The 21,551-nt window shown below is 59.9% G+C and carries 14 protein-coding genes and 1 pseudogene; 3 read left to right on the top strand and 12 right to left on the bottom strand.

The window, feature by feature from the left end:
* Positions 1 to 102: 102 nt before the first annotated feature.
* Together AC3EC3_RS12105 and AC3EC3_RS12100 are read left to right on the top strand one after the other, a co-directional pair.
* On the top strand, positions 103 to 2,856 hold the full coding sequence (locus tag AC3EC3_RS12105; RefSeq protein ID WP_488489871.1) for a TonB-dependent receptor: 2,754 nt from the start codon (positions 103 to 105) through the stop codon (positions 2,854 to 2,856).
* 77 nt (positions 2,857 to 2,933) lie between these two features.
* The gene (locus AC3EC3_RS12100) at positions 2,934 to 3,626 is read left to right on the top strand and encodes a DUF6445 family protein (RefSeq protein ID WP_488489870.1); all 693 of its coding nucleotides are present in this window, start codon (positions 2,934 to 2,936) and stop codon (positions 3,624 to 3,626) included.
* Between the two features lie 95 nt (positions 3,627 to 3,721).
* Here AC3EC3_RS12100 and AC3EC3_RS12095 read toward each other — a convergent pair whose 3' ends face one another.
* The 10 genes from AC3EC3_RS12095 to AC3EC3_RS12050 all read right to left on the bottom strand — a co-directional run bounded on the left by AC3EC3_RS12095 (position 3,722) and on the right by AC3EC3_RS12050 (position 20,294).
* Positions 3,722 to 4,672: a magnesium transporter CorA family protein gene (locus AC3EC3_RS12095; RefSeq protein ID WP_488489869.1), complete on the bottom strand. Its 951-nt coding sequence runs from the start codon at positions 4,670 to 4,672 to the stop codon at positions 3,722 to 3,724.
* Positions 4,673 to 4,732: 60 nt separating this feature from the next.
* Entirely contained in the window at positions 4,733 to 5,743 is a 1,011-nt protein-coding gene (locus AC3EC3_RS12090) for a FecR family protein (protein WP_488489868.1), read from the bottom strand.
* Positions 5,736 to 6,287, bottom strand: coding sequence for an RNA polymerase sigma factor (locus AC3EC3_RS12085; protein WP_488490067.1), 552 nt, complete (start codon positions 6,285 to 6,287; stop codon positions 5,736 to 5,738). The genes AC3EC3_RS12090 and AC3EC3_RS12085 overlap by 8 nt, the downstream gene beginning before the upstream one ends.
* Before the next feature lie 98 nt (positions 6,288 to 6,385).
* The gene (locus tag AC3EC3_RS12080; protein WP_488489867.1) at positions 6,386 to 9,280 is read right to left on the bottom strand and encodes a TonB-dependent receptor; all 2,895 of its coding nucleotides are present in this window, start codon (positions 9,278 to 9,280) and stop codon (positions 6,386 to 6,388) included.
* Between the two features lie 221 nt (positions 9,281 to 9,501).
* Positions 9,502 to 12,309 carry a TonB-dependent receptor gene (locus AC3EC3_RS12075; RefSeq protein WP_488489866.1) on the bottom strand — a complete coding sequence of 936 codons (2,808 nt, stop codon included), beginning with the start codon at positions 12,307 to 12,309 and terminating at the stop codon, positions 9,502 to 9,504.
* Between the two features lie 209 nt (positions 12,310 to 12,518).
* Entirely contained in the window at positions 12,519 to 14,150 is a 1,632-nt protein-coding gene (locus AC3EC3_RS12070; protein WP_488489865.1) for an alkaline phosphatase D family protein, read from the bottom strand.
* Positions 14,151 to 14,182: 32 nt separating this feature from the next.
* Positions 14,183 to 16,507 (bottom strand): TonB-dependent receptor, encoded by a 2,325-nt coding sequence (locus AC3EC3_RS12065; RefSeq protein WP_488490066.1) that lies wholly within the window; start codon positions 16,505 to 16,507, stop codon positions 14,183 to 14,185.
* Positions 16,508 to 16,654: 147 nt separating this feature from the next.
* On the bottom strand, positions 16,655 to 17,923 hold the full coding sequence (locus tag AC3EC3_RS12060) for a phosphatidylinositol-specific phospholipase C1-like protein (protein WP_488489864.1): 1,269 nt from the start codon (positions 17,921 to 17,923) through the stop codon (positions 16,655 to 16,657).
* A 628-nt stretch (positions 17,924 to 18,551) separates the two neighbouring features.
* A complete protein-coding gene (locus tag AC3EC3_RS12055) occupies positions 18,552 to 19,463 on the bottom strand; it encodes an SDR family oxidoreductase (protein WP_488489863.1) in 912 nt (303 codons plus the stop codon).
* Between the two features lie 96 nt (positions 19,464 to 19,559).
* Entirely contained in the window at positions 19,560 to 20,294 is a 735-nt protein-coding gene (locus AC3EC3_RS12050; protein ID WP_488489862.1) for a Coq4 family protein, read from the bottom strand.
* Between the two features lie 133 nt (positions 20,295 to 20,427).
* Between AC3EC3_RS12050 and AC3EC3_RS12045 the strand changes: the two genes are divergently transcribed.
* Positions 20,428 to 21,018, top strand: a complete 591-nt coding sequence (locus tag AC3EC3_RS12045; RefSeq protein ID WP_488489861.1) for a TetR/AcrR family transcriptional regulator — start codon at positions 20,428 to 20,430, stop codon at positions 21,016 to 21,018.
* Between the two features lie 7 nt (positions 21,019 to 21,025).
* On the opposite strand, the gene AC3EC3_RS12040 is transcribed toward AC3EC3_RS12045, so the two are convergent.
* Positions 21,026 to 21,319: a plasmid stabilization protein gene (locus AC3EC3_RS12040; protein ID WP_488489860.1), complete on the bottom strand. Its 294-nt coding sequence runs from the start codon at positions 21,317 to 21,319 to the stop codon at positions 21,026 to 21,028.
* Positions 21,320 to 21,432: 113 nt separating this feature from the next.
* Positions 21,433 to 21,551 (bottom strand): annotated as a pseudogene (locus AC3EC3_RS12035) (IS630 family transposase); the annotation flags it as partial.

The following is a 21,551-nucleotide window of genomic DNA, read 5'->3' as shown; positions in this document are numbered from 1 at the left end:
TTCGGTCGTACGGGAGAGAGGTCTATGGTAAGGCGCTGCAATCGCTTTCTTTTTGGTGTGTCCACCCTCGCAGCTAGTGCGGCGGCGTTCGGTGTCCCTGTCATGGCGCAGGCACCGAGCACTACATCCCCGGCTGTAACCGGTGCAGCCACCACACAGGCACCAGATACGTCGGCGCCGTCGTCCGCAGACGAAATCATCGTTACCGGCGTTCGCGCCAGTCTGCAGAGCGCACAATCGAACAAGCGCAATTCGCAGCAGATCGTGGACTCTGTCGAGGCGCAGGACATCGGCAAGCTGCCTGATGCCAATACCGTCGAAGCGCTTCAACGCATCCCGGGTGTACAGATCCAGCGACGCTACGGTGAAGGCGGCACGGATTTCGACCATCGCACTGAGCCTGCGATTACCGTGCGCGGCCTGACCGAAGTCAGCAACTTCATCGATGGTCGCTCGGCGATTTCGGCTTCGGGCGGACGCACGCTCGATCTCGAAGCCCTGCCACCGACCATGCTGTCCGGCATCGATGTCTTCAAGAACCCTCCGGCGGACACCATCGAAGGCGATATCGCGGGCGTGGCGAACGTGCGCACGCGCCTGCCGTTCGACTCTCCCGGCCAGGTCATCAGCACGACCTTCAAGGGCGATTACTATGACCGCGCGGACAAGTTCGGCGGCTCGGCATCCGGCCTCTACAGCAACCGCTTCGATACCAATATCGGTGAAATCGGTATCCTGCTGAACGCCAGCTACTCCAAGAGTTCCTACCGGCAGGACGCCATCCTCATTGGGCAGTATGCGCCGATCCCGGCAGGCGTCACGATCCCCGGCGCTCCGGCGAATGCGCAGGTCCCGGTGGGTGAGCAGATCTATGACGACGGCGGCAACCGAAAGCGTCTGGGTGTGGCCGGTGCGCTGCAGTGGCAGGCAACACCAGACCTGCTGTTTACCGCGCAGGCGCTATATTCGCGTTATAACTTCTACCGTCAGGGCAAGTACTACTACTTCAACAACAACGGCAATGTCGATGCGGACGGCAATCCGATTTCCACCCCGCTGGACGGCGCGGATTTCACATTCGACAAGAATGGCTATGCAACCTCCGGCACACTCGCCAATCAAGTTTTCGAATCCGCGCGCTACGATCAGGATTTGACCGACACTACCGGCAATTACACTTTCAATGTGCAGTGGAAGGTCAGCGACAAGCTGAAGATGACCTTCGATGCCCAGTACCTGAAGTCGAGCTACGATGCCGATCGCAACGGCTTCGTGATCTCCGAGTACGACAAGAAGGGCGAGACCCCTTACGATGCGCTGCACCAGAATACGGTGACGTTCGACCTGCGCGGGAAATATCCGACCTGGAATGTCGCCGATCCGGCGGCACTGGCCGATCCGTCCAACTACGCCTTCACCTATATGGCCGACGCGCTTCAGCGCAACGATGCCGACCAGCTCGCGCTGCGTTATGACCTTGAATACGATGCCGATGGTGGCTTCCTGCAAAAGCTGCGCGGCGGCGTGCGCTATTCGGACAGCACAATCGACCTGCGCGGTACCTGGAATGCCTTCTGCCTCATTCCCACCGGTGCCGACCCGTCCTGCGCAGCCCCCAATGGCACCACCTTCATTCCGGTGTCAGAACACCCCGAACTGGTCATGTCTGGCCCGTCGAGCAATTTCTTCGACGGCAACACGTTGGCAGGTGGGATCCTCTATCCCAACTTTGAATCCGGCTCCAGCCTGTGGGACAGCATCACCAAGACCGAAGCCCTGTTCAATACCAGCCCAAAGAACTATTTCGCGCCGTCCGATCTCAACCACCAGTCTGAACGGACATGGGCCGGCTACGTCATGGCCGATTATGGCTCGACGCTGTTTGGTCTCGATTTCGACGGTACGGCGGGGCTACGCCTCGTGAACACCAGCACCGGATCGGCGGGCACGATCTTCAACTCCGACGGCACGACCGAGCCGCTGACCGTTGATCGCAGTTACACGAAGCTGTTGCCCAGCTTCAACCTGCGCGCCCACCTGACCAATCAGTTGCAGGCCCGCTTCGCCTTCTCCAAATCGTTCGCCCGTCCGAATTTCGATGTCATGTCGACCAACGTAACACTCAACCCCAATACCGAATCCCAGCTGGATGCCGATGGTCGCCCCACCGGTTCTTCGGGCAATCCCTATCTCCATCCAATCACCTCGACCAACTTCGATGCGACCGTGGAGTGGTATTTCGCGCGCACGGGCTCGTTGACCGGCGGTCTGTTCTACAAGCGGGTAGACGGCTTCCTTGCCAGTGGCACGGTTCAGCGTGACTATGGCGGGGTAACATATGACATCGCCACCACGGAGAACTCCGGCAAGGGAACGATCAAGGGCTTCGAAGTCGCCTATCAGCAGTTCTTCGACTTCCTGCCGGGCCTGTTCAGCGGCCTTGGCGTGCAGGCTAACTATACCTTCGTGGACAGCAACGTCACCAATCCCTTCGCCACGGTGGGCAGTGACATTCCCGAGCAGGTGCCGCTCGAAAAGCTCTCCAAGCATAGCTACAACCTTGTCGGCCTGTACGAGAAGGGACCCGTCACGGCACGTGTCGCCTGGAGCTGGCGTGGGAAGTATCTCGATACGACCTATGGCAGCGGCGCCAACGGTATCCCCCAGTACCAGGCACCCTACGCTTCGCTGGATGCCTCGGTCAGTTTCGATGTGACCAAGCAGGTCTCGATTTCGTTCGATGCGGTCAACCTCCTGAACCGTATGAACATGACCTACATCGGCACGCCGAGCCAACCGCTGCAATATACCCTGAACGATCGCCGTTTCGGTTTCTCGATCCGCGCGACATACTGAACCCTCCCTGCGCCGGGGCATGTCTGATACATGCTCCGGCGTCCTTTTGAGGCAGGGCTGAAGGTGCAGGAAGTCACATGGTTGGATGGGATGAAAGGATTGTGGCTTTTCAGGATGAGATCCCGGTAGTGATCTTCGATCGGGCTACCGGCCAGTCTGACGGACTAATCGAACATGCCATACGCAGCCGGTTCGAGAGCGCTGCCAGTCTCGGCAGCGGCTATCCCGGACACTTTGCACCACTTCCCATGGATTATATCACGTCGATGGTGGAACGGCTGATCCCGGTCATCTCGGAGCGTTTCCGCACAGGGCCGATACGACCCGGACGGGTAAGGGGAAACTTCTCGCTCCTGACGACATCATGTTCCGAACTCAATGTCTTGCAGCGGCTTCCTCACGTCGATTCCGCCGATTCCATGCAGTTCGCCGTCGTGCATTACCTGTGCGGCAGTGAGCATGGCGGCACCGGTTTTTTCCGCCATCGCTCGACGGGGTACGAAATTCTGACCCCCGAACGTGTGCCGCACTACAACGCCGTGCTCGACAACGAGATGACAAAAAACGCTATCTCCGCTGCCTATGCCGCTGCGGATGACCCGCTGTTTGCACTGACGACCTCCTGCGAGGCGATGATGGATCGTTTGATAGTGTACCGCTCAGCCAGGCTTCATGGCGCACTGGCACAGGCGCCGCGCCAGGATGCTCTCAATCCGAGGAAAGGCCGCCTGACCGCCAATCTTTTCCTGCATTGTGTTAAGCGAGATTAAATCATGATTTATTCGAGTTATGGGTGCTTTTTCTAAAGTTACTTCTCAGATTTCACTTGAAGTGCCTGCCCCTCGAAACGATCTCAATTCGCAACTCAAATCCAGCGCCGCCATTTGAACCACAGCCATGGCAGAACCCCGGACAGCACGCATAGCGCAAGCGCAAAAGGATAGCCCCACGGCCATGCCAGTTCGGGCATAACCTTGAAATTCATGCCGTATATGCCTACCACCAAGACCGGGGGCACGCCGATCACCGAGGCGACCGTCAGCACTTTAACGACACTGTTTTGCTCGATCCCGATCAGGCTGGTTGCGGCGTCGAGCAGAAATTGAACGCGCCCCGAGAGACTGGTCTCGAACTCATCGAGAGAAGCGATATCGTGGGCAATCGAGCGGAAACGGGCCTGTGTGCGATCATCGCCATGTGCCTTGCAATGCTCCTCCACGAAACTTGCCATTCGTCCGACGGAAAGGAACATGTAGCGCACCCGTGACGAACGATCTGCGGCCCGACCCAGCTTGATAATGGTGCGCCGCAGGATCGCCGTTTCAGGGTCCAGCCCCCGGTGCTCCAGATCGGTATAGAAGATCGTACGCGAAATCGACGCTGCCATTTCCGACACGTTCTCGATCTGGTCCGCCGCGCGATCGACAATCTCTTCGAGCAACAGCACCAGAACCATTCGCGGCGTGAGATCCTGTTCGTCCTGCATCCGTTTTACCGCCGCATCGAAAGTGTCCAAACGGGTATAGCGCACTGTCACCAACACTTCAGGCGTCAGGATGAAACCGGCAGGAGCGGTCTCCCAGTGCTCGCTCTTTCCCACATCGGCCCCTCGGGCAAAGATCGGCGCGGTCATCGTCACGGTCTCACCGTCCGAATGCAAACGGCTCGAGGATTCGATCTCCCGCAGGGCCGACAGCGCCGGAATGGTGATGCCGTAACGCGCTTCGACGCGGCGCACTTCCACGTCGTCGGGTTCGCACAGGTCGATCCACAGTCCTCCGAAATCGGTGCCGGGCAGGAGCATGGAGGTCAGCATGATGAAGCGCTCTCGAAAGTTGCAAGGCAATGGAAACGCGCGAGACTTCTTCCGGCTGCGCTATGCCTTCCCGAGATGGATCACGCCATCGCGATGGACCGCTTCGAGACCGAACAGAGCGCCTATCAAGGTCAAAGTACCTTGGGGATCATCAAGCCGGAAGCGCCCGCTGAACCGGGCATCTGCGAGTTCCGGTGTATCGAGACGGATCGGCGTCCGGCTATATCGGTTAAGCCGTTGCAGCGCGAAACCCAGCGGCATCTGCTGGGCATCAAGCCAATCATCCTGCCAGTCCGCCCGAGCCCCCACGCCCTTCCCCACCGTCAGCTTTTCGTCCGCGAGGAGGGCCCATTGCCCCGCATGGACAGTCATAGCGGGCGCGTGCTCGGGATCGAACCGCACCGCCCCCTCGAAAACCCTGAGTTCGGCAGCATGAGCCAGCCGCTCCACGCTGAAGCGCGTCCCCAGCACAGTTATACGTGCATTGGGGACGTGTACCTCAAAAGGACGTGAAGGATCGTGGTAGACATCGAAGCGCGCAGCACCTTCATCAAGTGCAATCCGGCGCGTAAGGCCTGAGAAATCGACCGTTGCTTCAGATCCTGCATCGAGCAGCAGCATCGAACCATCCGGCAGGCTGACCTTCCGATGCTGACCGATGGCCGATGCAAAGCGCAGCCGCGCGGCAGGCGATGGATCTGCATTGTCTATGGACCTGTCCCGCAGCGCTGCCCATCCGACCGGCACTGCCAACACGGCTCCCAGCCCCGCCGCGAGCGCCTGGCGGCGCGACAGCCCCTTTCGCGCCGATGGCGTGCCGAGCCGCCGTGGCGAGCTTTCCCGCATGGGTGCAAGCGTCGCGCTTGGCGCAGGCTGATATACGCCCAGGGCCTCTATCAGCGCCGGATCACCCAATAAGCGCAGCATCTTGTCGAGGGCAGGCCCGCATCGCGGATCGCCCGCCAACCAGGTCGCCAGTTCGCCATGCTCGGTGCCATCGAGTTCGTGCATGCGATCCGCCCAGTCAGCCGCCTCATCGATGATCCGATCGTGATCCATCCGTTCATCCATGAGACGATTCTCCCCTCACCTCATCACGCCTGCCGCTTATGATCTGCTCCCTGGTATAGTCTTCGAGATCATCGCCCAGCGCCCGTGTCATATCCGCCATGGCGCGCACGAGGTGCTTCTTGACCGCTTCGAGGGATATTCCCATCGTCTCGGCGATTTCCTGCCGTGATCGCCCTTCCAGATGGCGTTGACGGAACACCGCACGACGCTGCTCCGTCAATGTTGAAAGAGCGGCCTCGAAACGAACCAGCCGCTCTCGATAATCCAGCACTTCGTCGGCCAGGGGCAGCGTGCAGGGAATATCGAGCGGCGCGAAATCGGTATGATCGTCCATCTCGCGGTGTCGGATACGTGATCGTTCGCGGGCTTGCGCGATCATGACCGAATCCGCCACACGAAAGGCATATGCCAGCGGTTGTTCGATAACTTGCCGTTCTTCCTGCGCGATCACTCTGGCAAGTGTCTCCTGCACAATGTCCTCCGCCTCCTGTACATCCCGTGATCGGCGACGGACATAACCCCGCAGCCGACCAAGGGATGCCACGATCTGAACCGCTGCGCGACCTGCCCCAACCGGAGAGGAAACGGTAAAGGTTTCGGGGACAGCAGGCCGGTATTTGGGAAAAGAAAAGCCCATAGCGATCAGAACCTGTACCGCAGGCCTGCCGCAACGGTGCGTCCGCTACGCGTATCGACCAGCAGCCGTTTCGCGTAACGGTCGGTGTACTGAACGACGGGGGTATCGGTGATGTTGCGTAGTTCGACCATCATCTGAAGGCCGGGGCCGACGCTGGCATGCGCCGCGAAATCAAGCGTCACGCTGGCCTTGATCCAGTCACCGATATTGCCGTTGTCGCCAACGTCGACACGGTAGACCCCGCGATATGCGGCTGCCAGCCGCGCATCCCAGCGCTGAGCGCTGTAGTAGAGCGTCGCATTGCCCGACCAACGCGAAAGATCGACCAGCGGCAACTCGATCGCTTTGCTATCATAAATGACATCGGTGGAACCATCAGCGTAAGTCAGGTTTGCCTGCACGCCGAACCGATCCAGCGGCGCAGGGAGAAAGTGCAGATCATGCTGGAAGGCGGCCTCAACGCCGACAATCGTCGCGCCCGACCCATTGATTGGGCGGACAACGTTATAGATCGTGCTGCCAGTGAGGCCAGCATAGAGAAACGCCAGCGGATACCCGGTATCGTCATAGCGCATCACTTGCGTTTCTGAAGTAATGAAGGAATCTAGCCGCTTGAAGAACACACCCAGCGATATGTAACCGTCGCGCCCGAAATAGCGCTCGACCGCCAGATCCAGCGCATCCGAGGTAAATGGCCGAAGTTTGGGATTGCCCGTGGTAATCGTGCCGCCGAACGGTGTGGAATCGATCGTTGCGGCAGCCCGAAGATCGCCGACATCGGGCATGTTCACGTTCCGGCTCGCGGCAAGGCGCAAGACGAGATCATGCCACATGTCCCATCGTCCATCGAACGAGGGCAACCATGTCGCATGCCGGGTGTGATTGGAAACGTCGAACAGACTGAGGGAATCGCTCGCAGTGCCCGTCGAGACGATGGCGGTGCGCTGATACTGAAGGCCCAGCCGCACGGTCAAAGGGCGATCGCCCAGAGCACCAGTCCAGCCTAACAGCGCAAAACCGACATAGGTATTTTCGCGAATGCGATAGTCGGTTCCGGGCATGTCGTCGGCTGATGTCAAATCCCGGTTCTGGCTGGTGGCAGCGAATGTGGCATCGACGTCGCCTACGACATAAGGTGTGTAAGTCCGTCCCGAGAACACATCTGCAATGCCCAGCGATGCCTTATCGGTATCTGCGTAATCGATCTGGACCCGGCGTTCCCAGCCATCGTTGGCAAAGCGGCGATAGATTGCGCCAGCGCGCAGCGTCAATTGCTTCCCCAGATCGCGGACCAGTTCGACCTTTGCGGTCAAATTGCGGTTAACGATGGAATCCTCGCGCGTATCGGCCCGCATGAGAGCCCAGTTCGACGGATCAGCCGTGTCAAAGCCGTAGCTGTTGCGAGGCGCCGAACCCGTTGCGGAATAACTCATTTCCTGTCCAACGGATTCAAGGAACACTTTATCGGCGACAGGCTCCTCGAAGTCCGAGATCGAATAGCCGGCCCGCGCCACGATCCGGGCTCGCGCCCCTAGTGGCAGCGTCATTGCCGCAACCACTTCGTTGTAGTTCGTATGGTCGCGCGTAACCTTGTGCTCGGTCCGCATATCGACGCCAGACATGCGGGCACCGGTGATCGTATTTCCGGAAACGGTCAGCGCCTCGATCACTTGCGTGCCGGTGACGTCGCCCGTCAGGCCGTTCGTACCGGCAGCAGCCAGCGAATATTCGTTACGGGCGTTGGAAAGTCGCGCATGCACACCATCGAGCGTAAAGGCGAACCCGTTGTCCGCCTTGTGCTCGACTGAGGCGACAATATTCAGGCGCTCGAACCGGTTGGTCCAGGTGGAGTATGTCTGCGCCCGCGCCATATACAGAGGATCGCCGGAAGCCCCGGTTAACCGCCCGCGCAGGTCGTCAGAGACATCGGCACCGATGTTGGCCGCACCAAAAGTCACCGGCATCCAGTCCCAGTTACGATAGCCGTATTCTGTCACCCGGTTGCGGCTCCAGGAACCTGCAAGCAGCACGCCCCATTCGGCACTGCGCCGCGAGATTTCCGCCGTCACCTGTGGCAAAGCGCCCAGCGAGTTGGCGCCTGCCCGCTCCTGCAACGAAACCAGTGTGACATTCCCCGGCTGATCGAACGGACGCAGCGTTTGCAGCGCCACCGTTCCGCCGACACCGCCCGCGTCCCGGTTCGCCTCCCAGGTCTTTACGACGTCCACCTGCGAAAACAGCCCGGCATCGAAAATCGAATAGTCGAAGCGGCGCTGTCGGCTCGCGGAACCACGGCTGTCAAAACCCGAGGCCGTCGTCGCCAGAGTTTCGATTCCGTTGAGTGTGGTACGCGTAAACAGCGGGCCAAGACCGCGCAGCGAAACCTGCCGTCCTTCGCCATTGTCGCGACTGATCGCTACGCCCGGCAAGCGCTGCAGTGCATCGGCAGCGTTGCGATCGGGAAACTCCGCGATGTCCTCAGCCCGCGTCACATCGCGAATGCCTGAAGCGGAGCGCTTGCGGGCCAGTGCCTCGCGCAGGCTCTGCCGATAGCCGGTGACGACGATGGGGCCCTCCAGCACTTCGGTAGGCATCGGCTCCCGCGCTGCCGTCGGTACATATGCCTGTGGAGCGCTCGCCTGGGTCACAACGAAGCCGCTGTCGAGCCGCACAACGCGTATCGGCAGTCCGCGTGATATCCGTCTCAGCGCCGTTTCTGCGTCGGCACGGCCGCGCAGGCGCACGCGGGTTCGCAACTGCGGGCTTACGGAGGTCACGATCTGTACACCGGTCTGATGAGAAATGACGCGCACCACATCTACCAGCGGCCCTGGATCGATCTCTAGTTCCGCGCCTTTTCGCGCCTCGGCCAGAGCCGGGCTCGCCGTGGCAAAACCCACACAGGCACACCCGATCCACAGCCCCACAGGAGCGTTGGCGACCGATCGGACAAGATGGAACCCTGGCACCTGAACGCCCCCTTGGCGGGCGCGCTATCAAGAGCATGTGACGATTGCGTGACTGCCATGAAATCGCGGTGCAGCCCCTGTTCCAACGTCGCACGGGAGGAGAGCGTACATCGCTCTCCTCCCCTTCGCCTCCAGGCAGAAGGCAGCCGCTATCAGAACTCGAAGCGCACGCCGCCCATGACGGTTCGACCACTGCGCGTAATGACGTAGAGACGCTTGGTGCTGTCCGAGTACTGCTTTTCTGCCTGATTGGTCAGGTTCACACCGTCGAGCGTAACCGTGACATGCGGCAGGATCTTGTAATGTGCCGACATGTCGACATAGACGGTCGCTGCATACCCCGACAGATCCTGATCAAGACCCAACGTGCTGGTGACCGGCGAAGCGCTGTAGACGTAGCTGGAACGGTAGTTCGCCGAAACGCGCGCATCGAACTTCGCGTCCTGATAGTACAGGGTCGCGTTGGCGTTGATGTGGCTCAGGCCTTCCAGCGTGGTGTTCGCACCGCCTGTGTAGACGGTCGAGTAATCGTACTTCGAATCCACATACGTGAAGTTCACGATGCCGCCGAAGTGATCGAACGGCGCCGGCAGGAACGTGAAATCGCTCTGCGCGGCGAACTCCAGACCCCACAGGTCGGTCTTGCCCAGATTGATCGGGCGCGAGAAGCTGGTGACTGTGGTGTCCGCCGTCACGCCCGAGAGCAGCGAGGTGGACAGGCCGGTCTCGCTCCACGCCACGTTATTGACGGTCTTCGTGGCGATGAAACCGTCCAGTGTCTTGTAGAACAGACCACCGGTGATCGAGCCGACCTTACCGAAGTAATATTCGACCGAAAGGTCGAGGTCGGTCGACTTGTAGGGCTTCAGGTCCGGGTTTCCGACCGAGACCGAAATCTCGTTGTTGTCGCCTACCGAAACCGTGCCATTCACCGCCAGCGCCGAAAGCGAGGGACGGTTGATGTTGCGGGCGGCGGCCGCGCGAACCTGCAGGTTCGGCGTCAGTTCAAAAATAAGGTTGGCTGCGGGCAAGAAGCCCGAATAGCTCGACGAAACCGAGATCGCCGTGTCGGCACCGGATACCGTGCCGAAACCGGTGGAGCCGATGCTGGTATGGTAATAACGACCACCGACATTGCCACGGAAACCTATACCCCCCAATTGGTGGTTCCATTCATACTGGACCCAGCCCGCCGCCGTGCGCTCTTCCACCGCATAGATGCTGTTTTCGGTGCCGGCGAGGTAGCTTTCGCGATCGACGCCCAGATCCTTCAGCGCCTTGCCATAGTCCACGATCACCCAGTCCTGACCGGAATAGCCGGTATAGGTCTGCGCGTAATCGCTGATGTCGGAGCTAACGGTGCCGGCCTTGAACTGGCTGAGCAGCGCATCGTTGTACGTGCGCTTGTAGCCCGAGTTTTCGAAACGGCGCCATTCCGCACCGGCGCTCAGGTGGTCGTCCGGCGAAAGATCGTACTTCAGCGAGCCCTGGATATTGTCAAACGCGGTATCCTGATAGGTCTCGTTCAGATCGATCTCGTGGGCATGCCAGTTTGCCGGATCGCCGGTATCCCACTTGTAGGTGTTGACGAGCGAATACGTGCCGCCGGTGTAATCGGAAACGACATCGCCGTATCCTTCTAGGTAGAAATGGTCGTCCATCGGCATGTCGTAGCTGGAGCGCTCGATGCCGCCGAGGAAAGTGGCAGTCAGGCCCGGCAGGATATCCGCATCGCCACTCAGCACGAGCTGCTTGAAGGTGTTCTTGGTGTGCTGGATGCGCGTTTCGGTGGCCGTCTGCGCGCCCGACATGTCGAGGTACGTCACCTCGTTGTTGTCGTTCCACTGGATCGCGTTGATCGTCGAGTTCGGATAGGTCACGCCCGCAAAAGTCTGGCCACCGCCCAGCCATGTCGAACCGCCGCCGCCGCGCGAGGCGAGGTGTGTTTCGAAACGGTCGTTCTTGAAGGTGCCGTACAGGCCATCAAGGGTCAGGTGCACGCTGTCGGACGGGTTCCACTGTACCGAGGACGTCAGGCCGAAACGGTCCTGCGTGCTGTCCCATACCGATTCACGGTTGCCGCGAGCGAACAGCAGCGTGCCGGAATTGATCTTGTCCTGCTCTTCCTGCGTCAGGCTGGAAATGTCCGAGCCGGTGGCATTGTTGGTGCGCCAGCGATAGGTATCCACGCCCGTTTCGCGGGTCTTACGATGGCTGTAGGCTGCCGAGACAAGGAACCCGAAATTGCCCCAGTTCTTCGAGAACAGCGCCGTCACGCGCGGCTGCGCATCCTTGGTAAGGCTATTGGTACCAAGCTGTCCGGACAGTGCGATCTTGGTGCCCGCATAGTCGAACGGACGCGCCGTATAGAGCCCAACCGTACCGGCAAGACCGCCTTCGGACTGGTCCGCCGAGTAGGACTTCTTCACATCCACCCGGTTGAACAGTTCAGCCGCGAAGATGTTGAAATCGAAGGCGCGATCGCGCGAGGCCTGTCCGCGGCTGTCCTGCGGACTGTCGACGTTGCCCAGCACTTCCATGCCGTTCAACTGCACGCGGGTGAAGTCGGGACCAAGCCCGCGCAGGCTGATGCGGCGCCCCTCGCCCGCTTCACGATTGATCGCGATACCCGGCAGGCGCTGGAGCGCTTCGGCCAGATTGAGCGAAGGGAACGCGGCGATATCGCTGGCAACGATCGAATCCTGGATGATCGTGGCATTGCGCTTGACGTCACGCGCAAGCTTCAGGCTGCTGCGAAAACCGGTAACGACAATGGCCGATCCGTCGTTGCCTGTCGCAGCGATGCCGTCTGCCTGCGGTGCAGGCGCACTAGCGCTGTCTGCCGAAACATCGGGCGTGGCACCGGCGCCGCTATCGTCTGAAGCACTCTGTGCGAAAGCCGGCTGCGCACCCATCGCGAGCGCGGTCGAAATCAGCCAAAGGCTGCGCTTGGTCAACATTGTGAAAAAGTCCCCGATCCTGTTTGCGAACCGGACGGCGCAGATCACGTTGGCCGTCCCATCGCGAGGGGAGAGACGATCGCAACGTGATCGGGGACAGAACTTTTTTATGAAAATTCCGAGAATTATTTATTACATTTTGATTACATAAATACATTACTGAATGAATATCAGTTAAATTAAATAAATACCTCACACTATTCCCACAATCAGGCCGACATCAGAACCCTCGCATCGTGTTTTACGGTAAACGCGCTAGTATCCACCCCGGCCAGAGTGCGCGCGGAGATGGTCGACATGAAATGGAAGCGACCGGTCACCGCTTCGGGTGCCAGATCCAATGAGACATAACCGCGACGGCTAGTATCACTGAAAATCAGCCCCGGATTGGCGCGGCGGAGCGAGGCCGCCATGGTCTTGGGCGGCACTACGCTCAGGTAATCCTCGAAGCCCGGCGACGTCACAGAATGCCCCGCGAACTCGACGCCAACAGGGCGGCCATCGACACTCAAATTCTGGCCCCAGGCATTGTGGCTATCACCAGAGAGTACAATAAGGTTGGTCTCGGCTTCACGCGCGGCGCGTAACAGACGGTCTCGTGCTGCGGGGTAGCCATCCCAGGAATCCATGTTGAACGGCAGGCCGACCTTGGCCGCTGCAGCGACAACGGCCAGTTGTTGCGCAACCTTGGGATCGCTCACCATACTCCCCAGCCCGGCCAGTTCACCTGGCGCCTTGACCGACCCCATCACTACCTGCTGCGCCAGAACCTGCCAGCGCGTGCCCTGCTTCACCGAATCTGCAAAGCCCTTGTAGAGCCAGGCTTCCTGCCGGGCGCCCATCAGCGTGCGCGAGGGATCCGACCATGCCCCGTCACGAAAGGCGATCAGCGCCTTGCCGATCTCTTCCGGACTAGACATATGCCCAGCCAGTGCCGATCCAAAATCGAGCTGCTTCATGCGCGAGGATACCCGCGTTTCCGGCCGGAAGATCGTCGCCAGCGAACCGATCTGAAAGCTGTCATAAAGCGCATCGGACACCGGCATCCATTCGCGATAGACCCGCTCGGCTGCGGCCTTGCGCACGCTCCAGGTGCCTTCCCTCTCGCTCTGGTGGTTCTCTGCCCCGTTTGCCCAGGCATCGTTGGCGAACTCGTGATCGTCCCACTGGGCGATCATCGGGAAGCGGGCATGCAGCTTGCGAAGATCAGGATCGAGACGGTAACTGGCATAACGCAAACGATAATCCGCCAGCGTTACGGTTTCATTGGCTGGCTCTGGAAGGCGCTTCGCCAGGGGGTGCTCGGGATATTCACCGATCTTGTACTCGTAGAAATAGTCTCCAACGTGGATGATGAGATCAAGGTCGTCGCGCGCCGCAGCATGGCCATAGGCGTTGAACCAGCCGAACGGCATATTCGCGCAAGAGAACAGCCCAAGCCCGAAACGCTCTACATCGCCGATCGGCAAGGTGCGCGCGCGCCCGACTTCGCTCTTCGCGCCATTTGGGGCGACAAAACGATAGAAATACCACGCATTCGGCGCCAGGCCATCGACCGTCACCTTGGCGCAGTTATCATGCTCTGGCGATGCCACGGCGATGCCGCCCCCTACGATTTGCGTGAACGTCTCGTCGCGCGCGACCTCGCAATGCAGTCTCGTCTCCCCCGAGCCCACATAACGGGTCCACAACAACACCGACGATCCCGTTGGCTCACCGCTGGCGATACCATGCGTAAAGCCGCGCGCGGTCATCGCCTGTGCGATACCCGGCAACGACATCGCGGCCAGGCCGAAGGTTCCAGCCTGCAACAGCAGACGGCGGTCCAAAGCGATCGTCATGAGCCTGTCGTCCTGAATTATAGTATCGGGAATCAATAGCGTGCGGTAAATTCGATCCCATAGGTGCGCGGCTCAGCCGGGATGAAGGTGGGATATCCGAACGAACCGCCGGTATTGCCTGCATCAAGGAGGTACCGTTTATCGGTAAGGTTCTTGGCCCATCCTGCAACTTCGAAACGACCGCCGCCAAAACGAAGACCAGCGCGTAAGTTGATCAAAGTTACAGGATCCTGACTGATTGCCGCACTATTGGGCATCTCGAAGTAGATCTTGGAGCGATATGTAATTGTCGGGGTGATAAACAGATTTACCTGCTGGTTGAGCGGCGCATCGAGCAGCAAGCCTGCCGACCATTGCCATTTGGGCTGCAGCCGGAAGCGGTCGCCTGCATAGACCCCGTTACTCGCATCATTGTCGATCCCGCCCGAGATGTAGCCGAAGTTGCCAAAGGCTTTCAGCCACGGCTTGATCTGCGCTTCCAATTCGCCTTCGACACCCAGGTTTTTTGCTGAACCCGCGCTTTTCGTAACGGTTGCGCCACTTTCAGCATCGAAAATACTGACCTGAAAGTTGCTGTAATCATCATAATACAGCCCCAGCGAACCAGAGAATATGCCCGCGCGTGCCTTGATTCCGACTTCATAATTCCACACCTTTTCGGCAGGAACGATCGAAAGCACAGGGATGCTGGAGGTGCCATCGGTTCCTGCGGTCAGATCGACGACAGGCGAGCGACGGCCCTCCGAAATCGTCGCGTAGAGGTTTACATCGTCGCTCAGGCGATACAGTGCATTGAAACGCGGAAGCGCAGCCCAATAGGAGCGCTGAGCATAATACGTCTCGCCATCGGTGTCGTAGAGGCCTGGTATCAACGGAGCCTCGATGCCCTGCAGAAGATAAAGGGTCGAATTCGGGATGTCGGCAATATAGCCGGAGCGGCGCTTTTCGTAGAGCACGCGAACGCCTGCAATCAGTTCCAGCTTAGGCGTGGCGATCCAGGTCGCGTCCCCGAACACGGAGAAGCTCTGATTGCGTCCCTTGTTCTCGTAATAACCGGCGTATGGCAGAGATGTCAGCAATCCACCTGTCAGTGCTGCGGTATAGGCCGTGCCGATCACCGTATTGTCCGGCGCGACGCAAGCGGAAGCACCAATTACGCTGCAGGCATAGAAAGTGCCTTCTTCTGTCGAAAACGGCACCTTCTGGTAACTGTCATCGATAAAATAATTCCAACCCAGCGAGGCCCGCAAATGCGCACTGGAATAGGAAAAACGTCCCTCATGACTGGCTTCCCAACCCTTCGCGTGCTCGGCGAATTCCAGATAGGGCGCGGCAGAGCCATCGGCGTCGAAAACCTCAAGCGCATTGAAGCGGCGATAGCCATTGACCGTAGTAAAGGTCCATCCGCCGCCGAGGCTCCAGTTCAACGTCAGGTTGCCATCCCATACGTGTCGGTGCAGCCCCAGCTTGTTCAGCCCGAGATCCTCGGCCGATGTCGGTGAGCCACCCAGATCAGCCGCTCCATAGATGCCGTCGATGGAAGTGGAGCCAAGCGATTTGCTGAGGAATGGTGTGCCGCTGTTTCGCTGGCGATCATACGTCAAAACCAGATCGACGGTCAGGTCACTGCTGGGCGTGTATCGCAAAGAACCGCGCAGGCCGAACTGGTTCTGGCCGTAAAGGTCGTCCTGATCCGGAGCCAGATTCTTCACATAGCCATCGCGCTTGAGCCACTGCCCGGCCAGGCGCGCAGCGATCACATCGTTGCCGGCATTCACATAGCCCTGCACTTTCCACGCGTTGTAGTTGCCGTAACCGGCGGTCATTTCCGCAGATGTTCCGGGCTTAGGCTTGGCAGAAACCAGGCTGATGGCACCGATAGTCGAGGCCGTGCCGAACAGGGTCGCCTGCGGCCCTTTCACCACTTCCACGCGATCCATATCGTAAAGCCCCTGATAGGCGCCGCGCGAACGGGAGATATCTACGCCGTTGTAGTATACGGTAACTCGCGGAGACTCTTGTGACGAACCACTGTCAGAGGTGATGCCGCGGATCACGAAACCCGGATTGTTCGCGCTCTGGATCTGTACGTTGAGGCCCGGGACAAACGCCGAAAGCTGGCCAATATCGGTAATGCCAAGCGCCTGCATTCGCTCGCCATTTTCCACCGAAAGAGTCAGCGGAACATCGATGGCTCGCTGGGCGATTTTCTGGGTAGTGACGACGATCGTATTCGCATCCTGATCGGCCGTTTTGCCCGGATCAGTCGACGCATCGTCCACATCGCCTGTCACAGCTGTTCTGCCGACCTCGGCCTGCGCCACGTCAGGCAACCCAGCCAAGGCTGTACAACTCATCAAGGCAACGATGTAGAACTCTGATTTCACGATCTTTCCCCCATACCCATGGCCCACTCCGGGCTTACGAGCCGGGGATGAAATTTCCATTGCGCGCCCGAGGCAATGATCTTTCCTTGCCGTGACGATAGCACGACAATCCATCTTTCAACGTGGAGATGGTGAAATCAGAGGTGCCAATTCGGCGGCAGCGGCATCCGCAACGCTCACCGTTTCCACCGGCAGGCCGGCACAACGATTGCCCGTGCGCAGGCGATTGCACAGCGCCGCGGCATGGTCTGCCAAGCGCACAGAATACCTGCCGGCAAAACGCGGGTCCGGCCACATATAGTCGGTCGACACCGCTTGCGCGCCGCTGGCCAGCGATATCGAGCGGCGCACCACATCATCGCTGCGGGCCTCCCAGGTGCTGTCATCGGCACGCGTCCGGACAATGAAACCCATCTTGACGTCGGCAACGATACGAGCGGCATCGGTGATCGGATTATTGAGAGTCAGATATGCGGCAGCAGAAGAAGTCTCGTCGGTATTGACGAAGGCCACCCGGCCTTCCAGCGACTTTCTATCCCCCCGATACATCGCGACCTTGGCTTCGTGTTCATCCAGCACGAAATAAAAACGGCCTCGCGCCTTGCCGAGTGTCGGCCAATTGTCTGCCATGACGGCGGCCCGCAATGTGGGGTATCGCCCCTGCACATCATCAGGCGTAACGAGCATCGAGGCTGGCAGTTCGCTGCGGATCTCGGCGTCGAAGGCATCGAATGCCTTTGCATCGAAGGGAAGCAACGACACCCCGCCAGGCACCGCGGCCCCATCCTTTGCATTGACTAGGATCATAACGGGAGCATGGTCCGGATGCGCCTTCGACCACACCTTGAGCTCGCCAAGGCAGCGCTTGAAGGTCATACAGCTGGAACGGAAGTCGAGATCCGGGACATGGAGCACCTTGAACCCCGGCTGGGTCATCAGTCTTGTCCACTCCGGATCGAGGGACGTGCCGGTGCGCTGCGCGATCATCGGGTGGGCATAGCGTCCGCCTTGGGGATCATAGACCACATCGATCTCTAACTGGCGGGCTCCGGCATTCAACTGAGCGGTCAGCGACTTGTGAGCATAATCCAGTTCCTGTGCGGTTTTGGGGGCGAGTTTGGCGAAAATCGCATAGTCGGCAGACGGGATCGCCTGCTTGTAGCTGTTGTGCGTACCGACGGTCATCACGTCGTTCATCTTCAGATTATGGTCCATCCACAGCCGGCCACACCCTTCGCCTGCAGCGGTGGCATCCTGCGCTACAAGATCACATGACGATGTGCCTTGCGGTTCCCCTGCCCTGGCGGGCTCTGTCGAGCCCACGCCACCCAGCAGTAGCGCAGCGAGCGCGCCGCGCCAAAGCAACGTGCAAGGGATGTTCGACATGACGATACTCCTGAAGCGGCGGGCAAGAGGTCTGGATCTGCTTCCGAAGAGCACACGCATGACGCAGGTATGACGCATGGGAAAACCGCCCCATTTTTCCGCATCACCTGCCAATTCACGCCAGAGCCACGGAGCCGCAACGCTCGCAATTTAGCGGCCAGCATCGATCCTTGAACAACCGGGCCGCACCGTGTCCCTCATTCGTCCGATAGATCGCCGGTTCGCGGAAGAAATCTTACTGAATGAGGTCTGCTTCCGCGCTGCTGCGCGTCTGTGTGCCGATCGCGCGAAGAAGCAGAAGATCTTCTGCAAGAAACCCTCACGCGACTACACGACCCGCGCCTCACTTGCGCGATCACTTCATTTCGCCTGCGTGGCAAGATCTCGATTGCCGACAGGCAGGCACTCGCAAAGCAATCGCTCGACCGCTTCGGCATCTTCACGGTCCATCGCGATGGGTGGCCAACGGCGCCTGCGTGCGCGTTACCCCCGCCGTGTTCACACGGATCGGGGAAATCGATCACCTCGTCGCCGCACTGCACACGATTACGGCCTGAAACAGCTCAAAACCCCCGGCACACGGCCCTCGACCTCGCGGTCGCGGGCTGTGCAACCGTCTTTCCAGCGGTCAGACGCGTGCCGCCTCCCGCCAGCGGACATAGTCCATCGCGCGAAGATCGGTGAGCAGATCGGGGCCGGAAGGCCGCCAGCCCAGCACATCGCGAGTCCAGACACTGGAGGCCGGCATGTCGAGGCCCGCAAACATGCCCATCCATCCAAAGTGTGCCGGGGCGTCCTCGGCGGCGATCGAAACGGCAGGAATTTCCAGCCCCTCGGCCAGCACTTCGGCGATGGCTTTGGCGCTGACACCCTCCTCTGCAACGGCGTGCCAGCGCGCGCCTGCCTGATGATGTTCCAGCGCAAGGCGATAGAGCTTGGCCACATCAGCGACAGGCGCGGCTGGCCAGCGGTTCGCCCCCTCACCGACGTAACCGGACACGCCCTTGTCGACGGCGATCGCCAGCAGCGGCGAGATCAGCCCCTGTCTCTCGGTATCGTGGACTTGCGGCAAGCGCACGACTGCCACCGAAACGCCCTTGTCGGCCAGTTCCATTCCGGCCCGCTCCGAGGCAGAGCGCGGATTGGGATGGTCCCAGTCCACCACGTCCTCGCGTGAGGGTTGGCCCGGTTTTGTCCCCCCCATGCCGGTGCCCGAGGTGATAATAAGCGGCTTGTCCGTTCCTGCCAGCACATTGCCCATGGCATGGATGACGGCTGCGTCCTTCTGGCAGTTCTCGACAAACCGGGAAAAGTCATGATCGAAGGCAGTGTGGATGACGGCATCGGCCATGGCGGCCCCGGCTGCAACGGTTTCGGGTTGTTCCAGCGTACCGCGATGGGGAGTGGCCCCGGCTTCGCGCAGTTGCACCTCGCCGGTGTCGGAACGCGTCAGGCCAATCACCTCGTGCCCTGCAGCAATCAGTTCGGGAACGATGCGCGAACCGATGAAGCCGGTCGCGCCGGTCAGAAAGACACGCATGGATAACTCCTTTCAAGAGAGGACGAAATTATTGCCCTCTCGAAATGCCCTGTGTCTTTATCCATTTAAATGCGTGAGATTATCCCGGTAAACAGTTCAACAGGCTAATGTCGGGCCTGCTCTGAAAGCTTTATAGGCGTTCGCGGGCCGGATGCCGAGGCGATCACGCACTGCCTCCAGCGGCTCGGCAAGCAGCGCCTCGTAATCTTCGCCCAGCAGCCAGACGGCTCGTTTGCCATGGCGATAGCCTTCCCAGATCGCGCGAACCGCAGGCCTACCGCCGGGCGTGCGGGCAGCCTTGAGCGCGCTGGCAAGCGCGATCACGGCCCAGCCCAGCCCGCCGGTCTGGGCGTAGGAGAAGGCAACGAGGCAGGCTTCTCCGGCGGGTTCATCGGCTCGATAACCAGTCAGGATGTGCCAGATATCATGGACATCACGGGTTCGTCTGCCGAACCAGGCGTAGGGATGCATGGCGTCGCGTCCAGCATCGTCCTGTCTGCTGATATCGGCCAGCCCTTGCGCGGAATAGCCGGTTTCCCGCAGAAAGTCGGCATAGGCCGCGCCCAAACTTCCCGGCACGAAGCTGGTCCGGAAGGCCGGATCGGCGAAGCGCTCGGCCAGTTCTACACGCTGATAAGCAATGATGCCCCCATTTTCGGTTTGCAACAGTCGCTCGTACCCTTTCTTCGCCGTCCCGGCGTTGAGCGCACGCATGATGCGGAAAACCTGCGCGGTATCGTTGGCATCGCGCATGAGCTTGCGAACGGCGGCAAAAGCACTTCCCCAGTCCTTGCGGGGGCGCAAATCGAACGATGACGCTGCCGTTGTCATGACCATGCTCAAATCCTTTCCGTCCGTGCCGTCCCATGCGCTCCCGATCCGGTCGCGCTCGACAGATGCAAATATATGAGTAATACTCACATTATGAAACTCGCGTTCGAAGAGAGCAATGCAACTGGGGAAAATGCCGATTAATCAGCATGGTAAAAAGCGCGTCCCAAAGCAGGAACGTGCCCGCAGCAAGGTCGAACTCATATTGGAGGCCGCGATGCTCCTGCTCGACGACGGGGGTACGGGAACGCTGACCACCAATGCCATCGCGCGCAAGGCGGGGGTGAGCATCGGTACGCTCTACCAGTATTTTCCGGACAAGGGCGCGGTGCTCGATGCCCTGGCCGAACGCGAGCGGGAAGCACTGGGTAAGCGGGTCATGGGCGCGCTGTCCGACCCGGCGCCGCAGCAACCGGAAGCAAGAGCGCTACGGATCATCCGCGCCGTGACAGCCAGCTACGGTGAGCGTCGCCGCGTTCATAAAATCATTATAGAACATTCCCTTGCATCGAAAACATCAGGCGCTTCGCCGCTGGTCGAGCAGGTAATCGCGATGCTCGCGCACCCCGATCTGCCGGTTCCGCAGATCAGCGAGGCTGAGGCTTTCGTCCGGGCCCATGCCTTTGCCGGAGTGATGCGCGCCATACTGTTGCGCGATCCCGAAAATGCCCTTCCCCAGAGCGAGATCGAGGCTGTGCTGGCCCGCCTTATGACCACCCTTTAACCGCTTATCAGTTTGCGTGCTTTCGACGCGTTTCCCAGCCTTTTTTCGCGGCTTGCGAACGACTTGCATGGCTCTGGGTGGCGCCGCTGCGCTGACCGCCACGCCGGGCGGAGGCATGACTTTCGGGATGGCCGCGCCCTGAGCCGGATTTGTTGCCGCCGCCTGAATCCTTGTTCACGGTCGCCCAGGCTCGCGCTTCTGCCTCTTCGTGCGCAACGCCGTGCGCTTCATAGCTGTCCGCGATATGCGCCGCCTTGCGCTTCTGCTTGTCGGTATAGCTCGACTTGTCTCCGCGTGGCATGAGAACCCTCCGTTTTCTGCGGGTTTTCAACGGAAACGTCGGACTGCGAGCCCCGTTCCGCGAGTTCGAGGCTGAAACAGGATAGAAAGGGGCAAAGAGAGGCTAAAGACAGGCTAGTGGATTGACTCCAACGTTTGGAACCCGCGATTTCGAGCGGCGATAATGTCGTCCGGATTAGCCTTCCAGATGAAAGGCTTGGGGTTGTCGGCGTTGTATTCGCGGATGAACCGGT

This window comes from Novosphingobium sp. BAM6 (assembly GCF_057784955.1).
The sequence above is the reverse complement of the archived record's forward strand: the minus strand, read 5'-3'. Positions and strand labels throughout refer to the sequence as shown.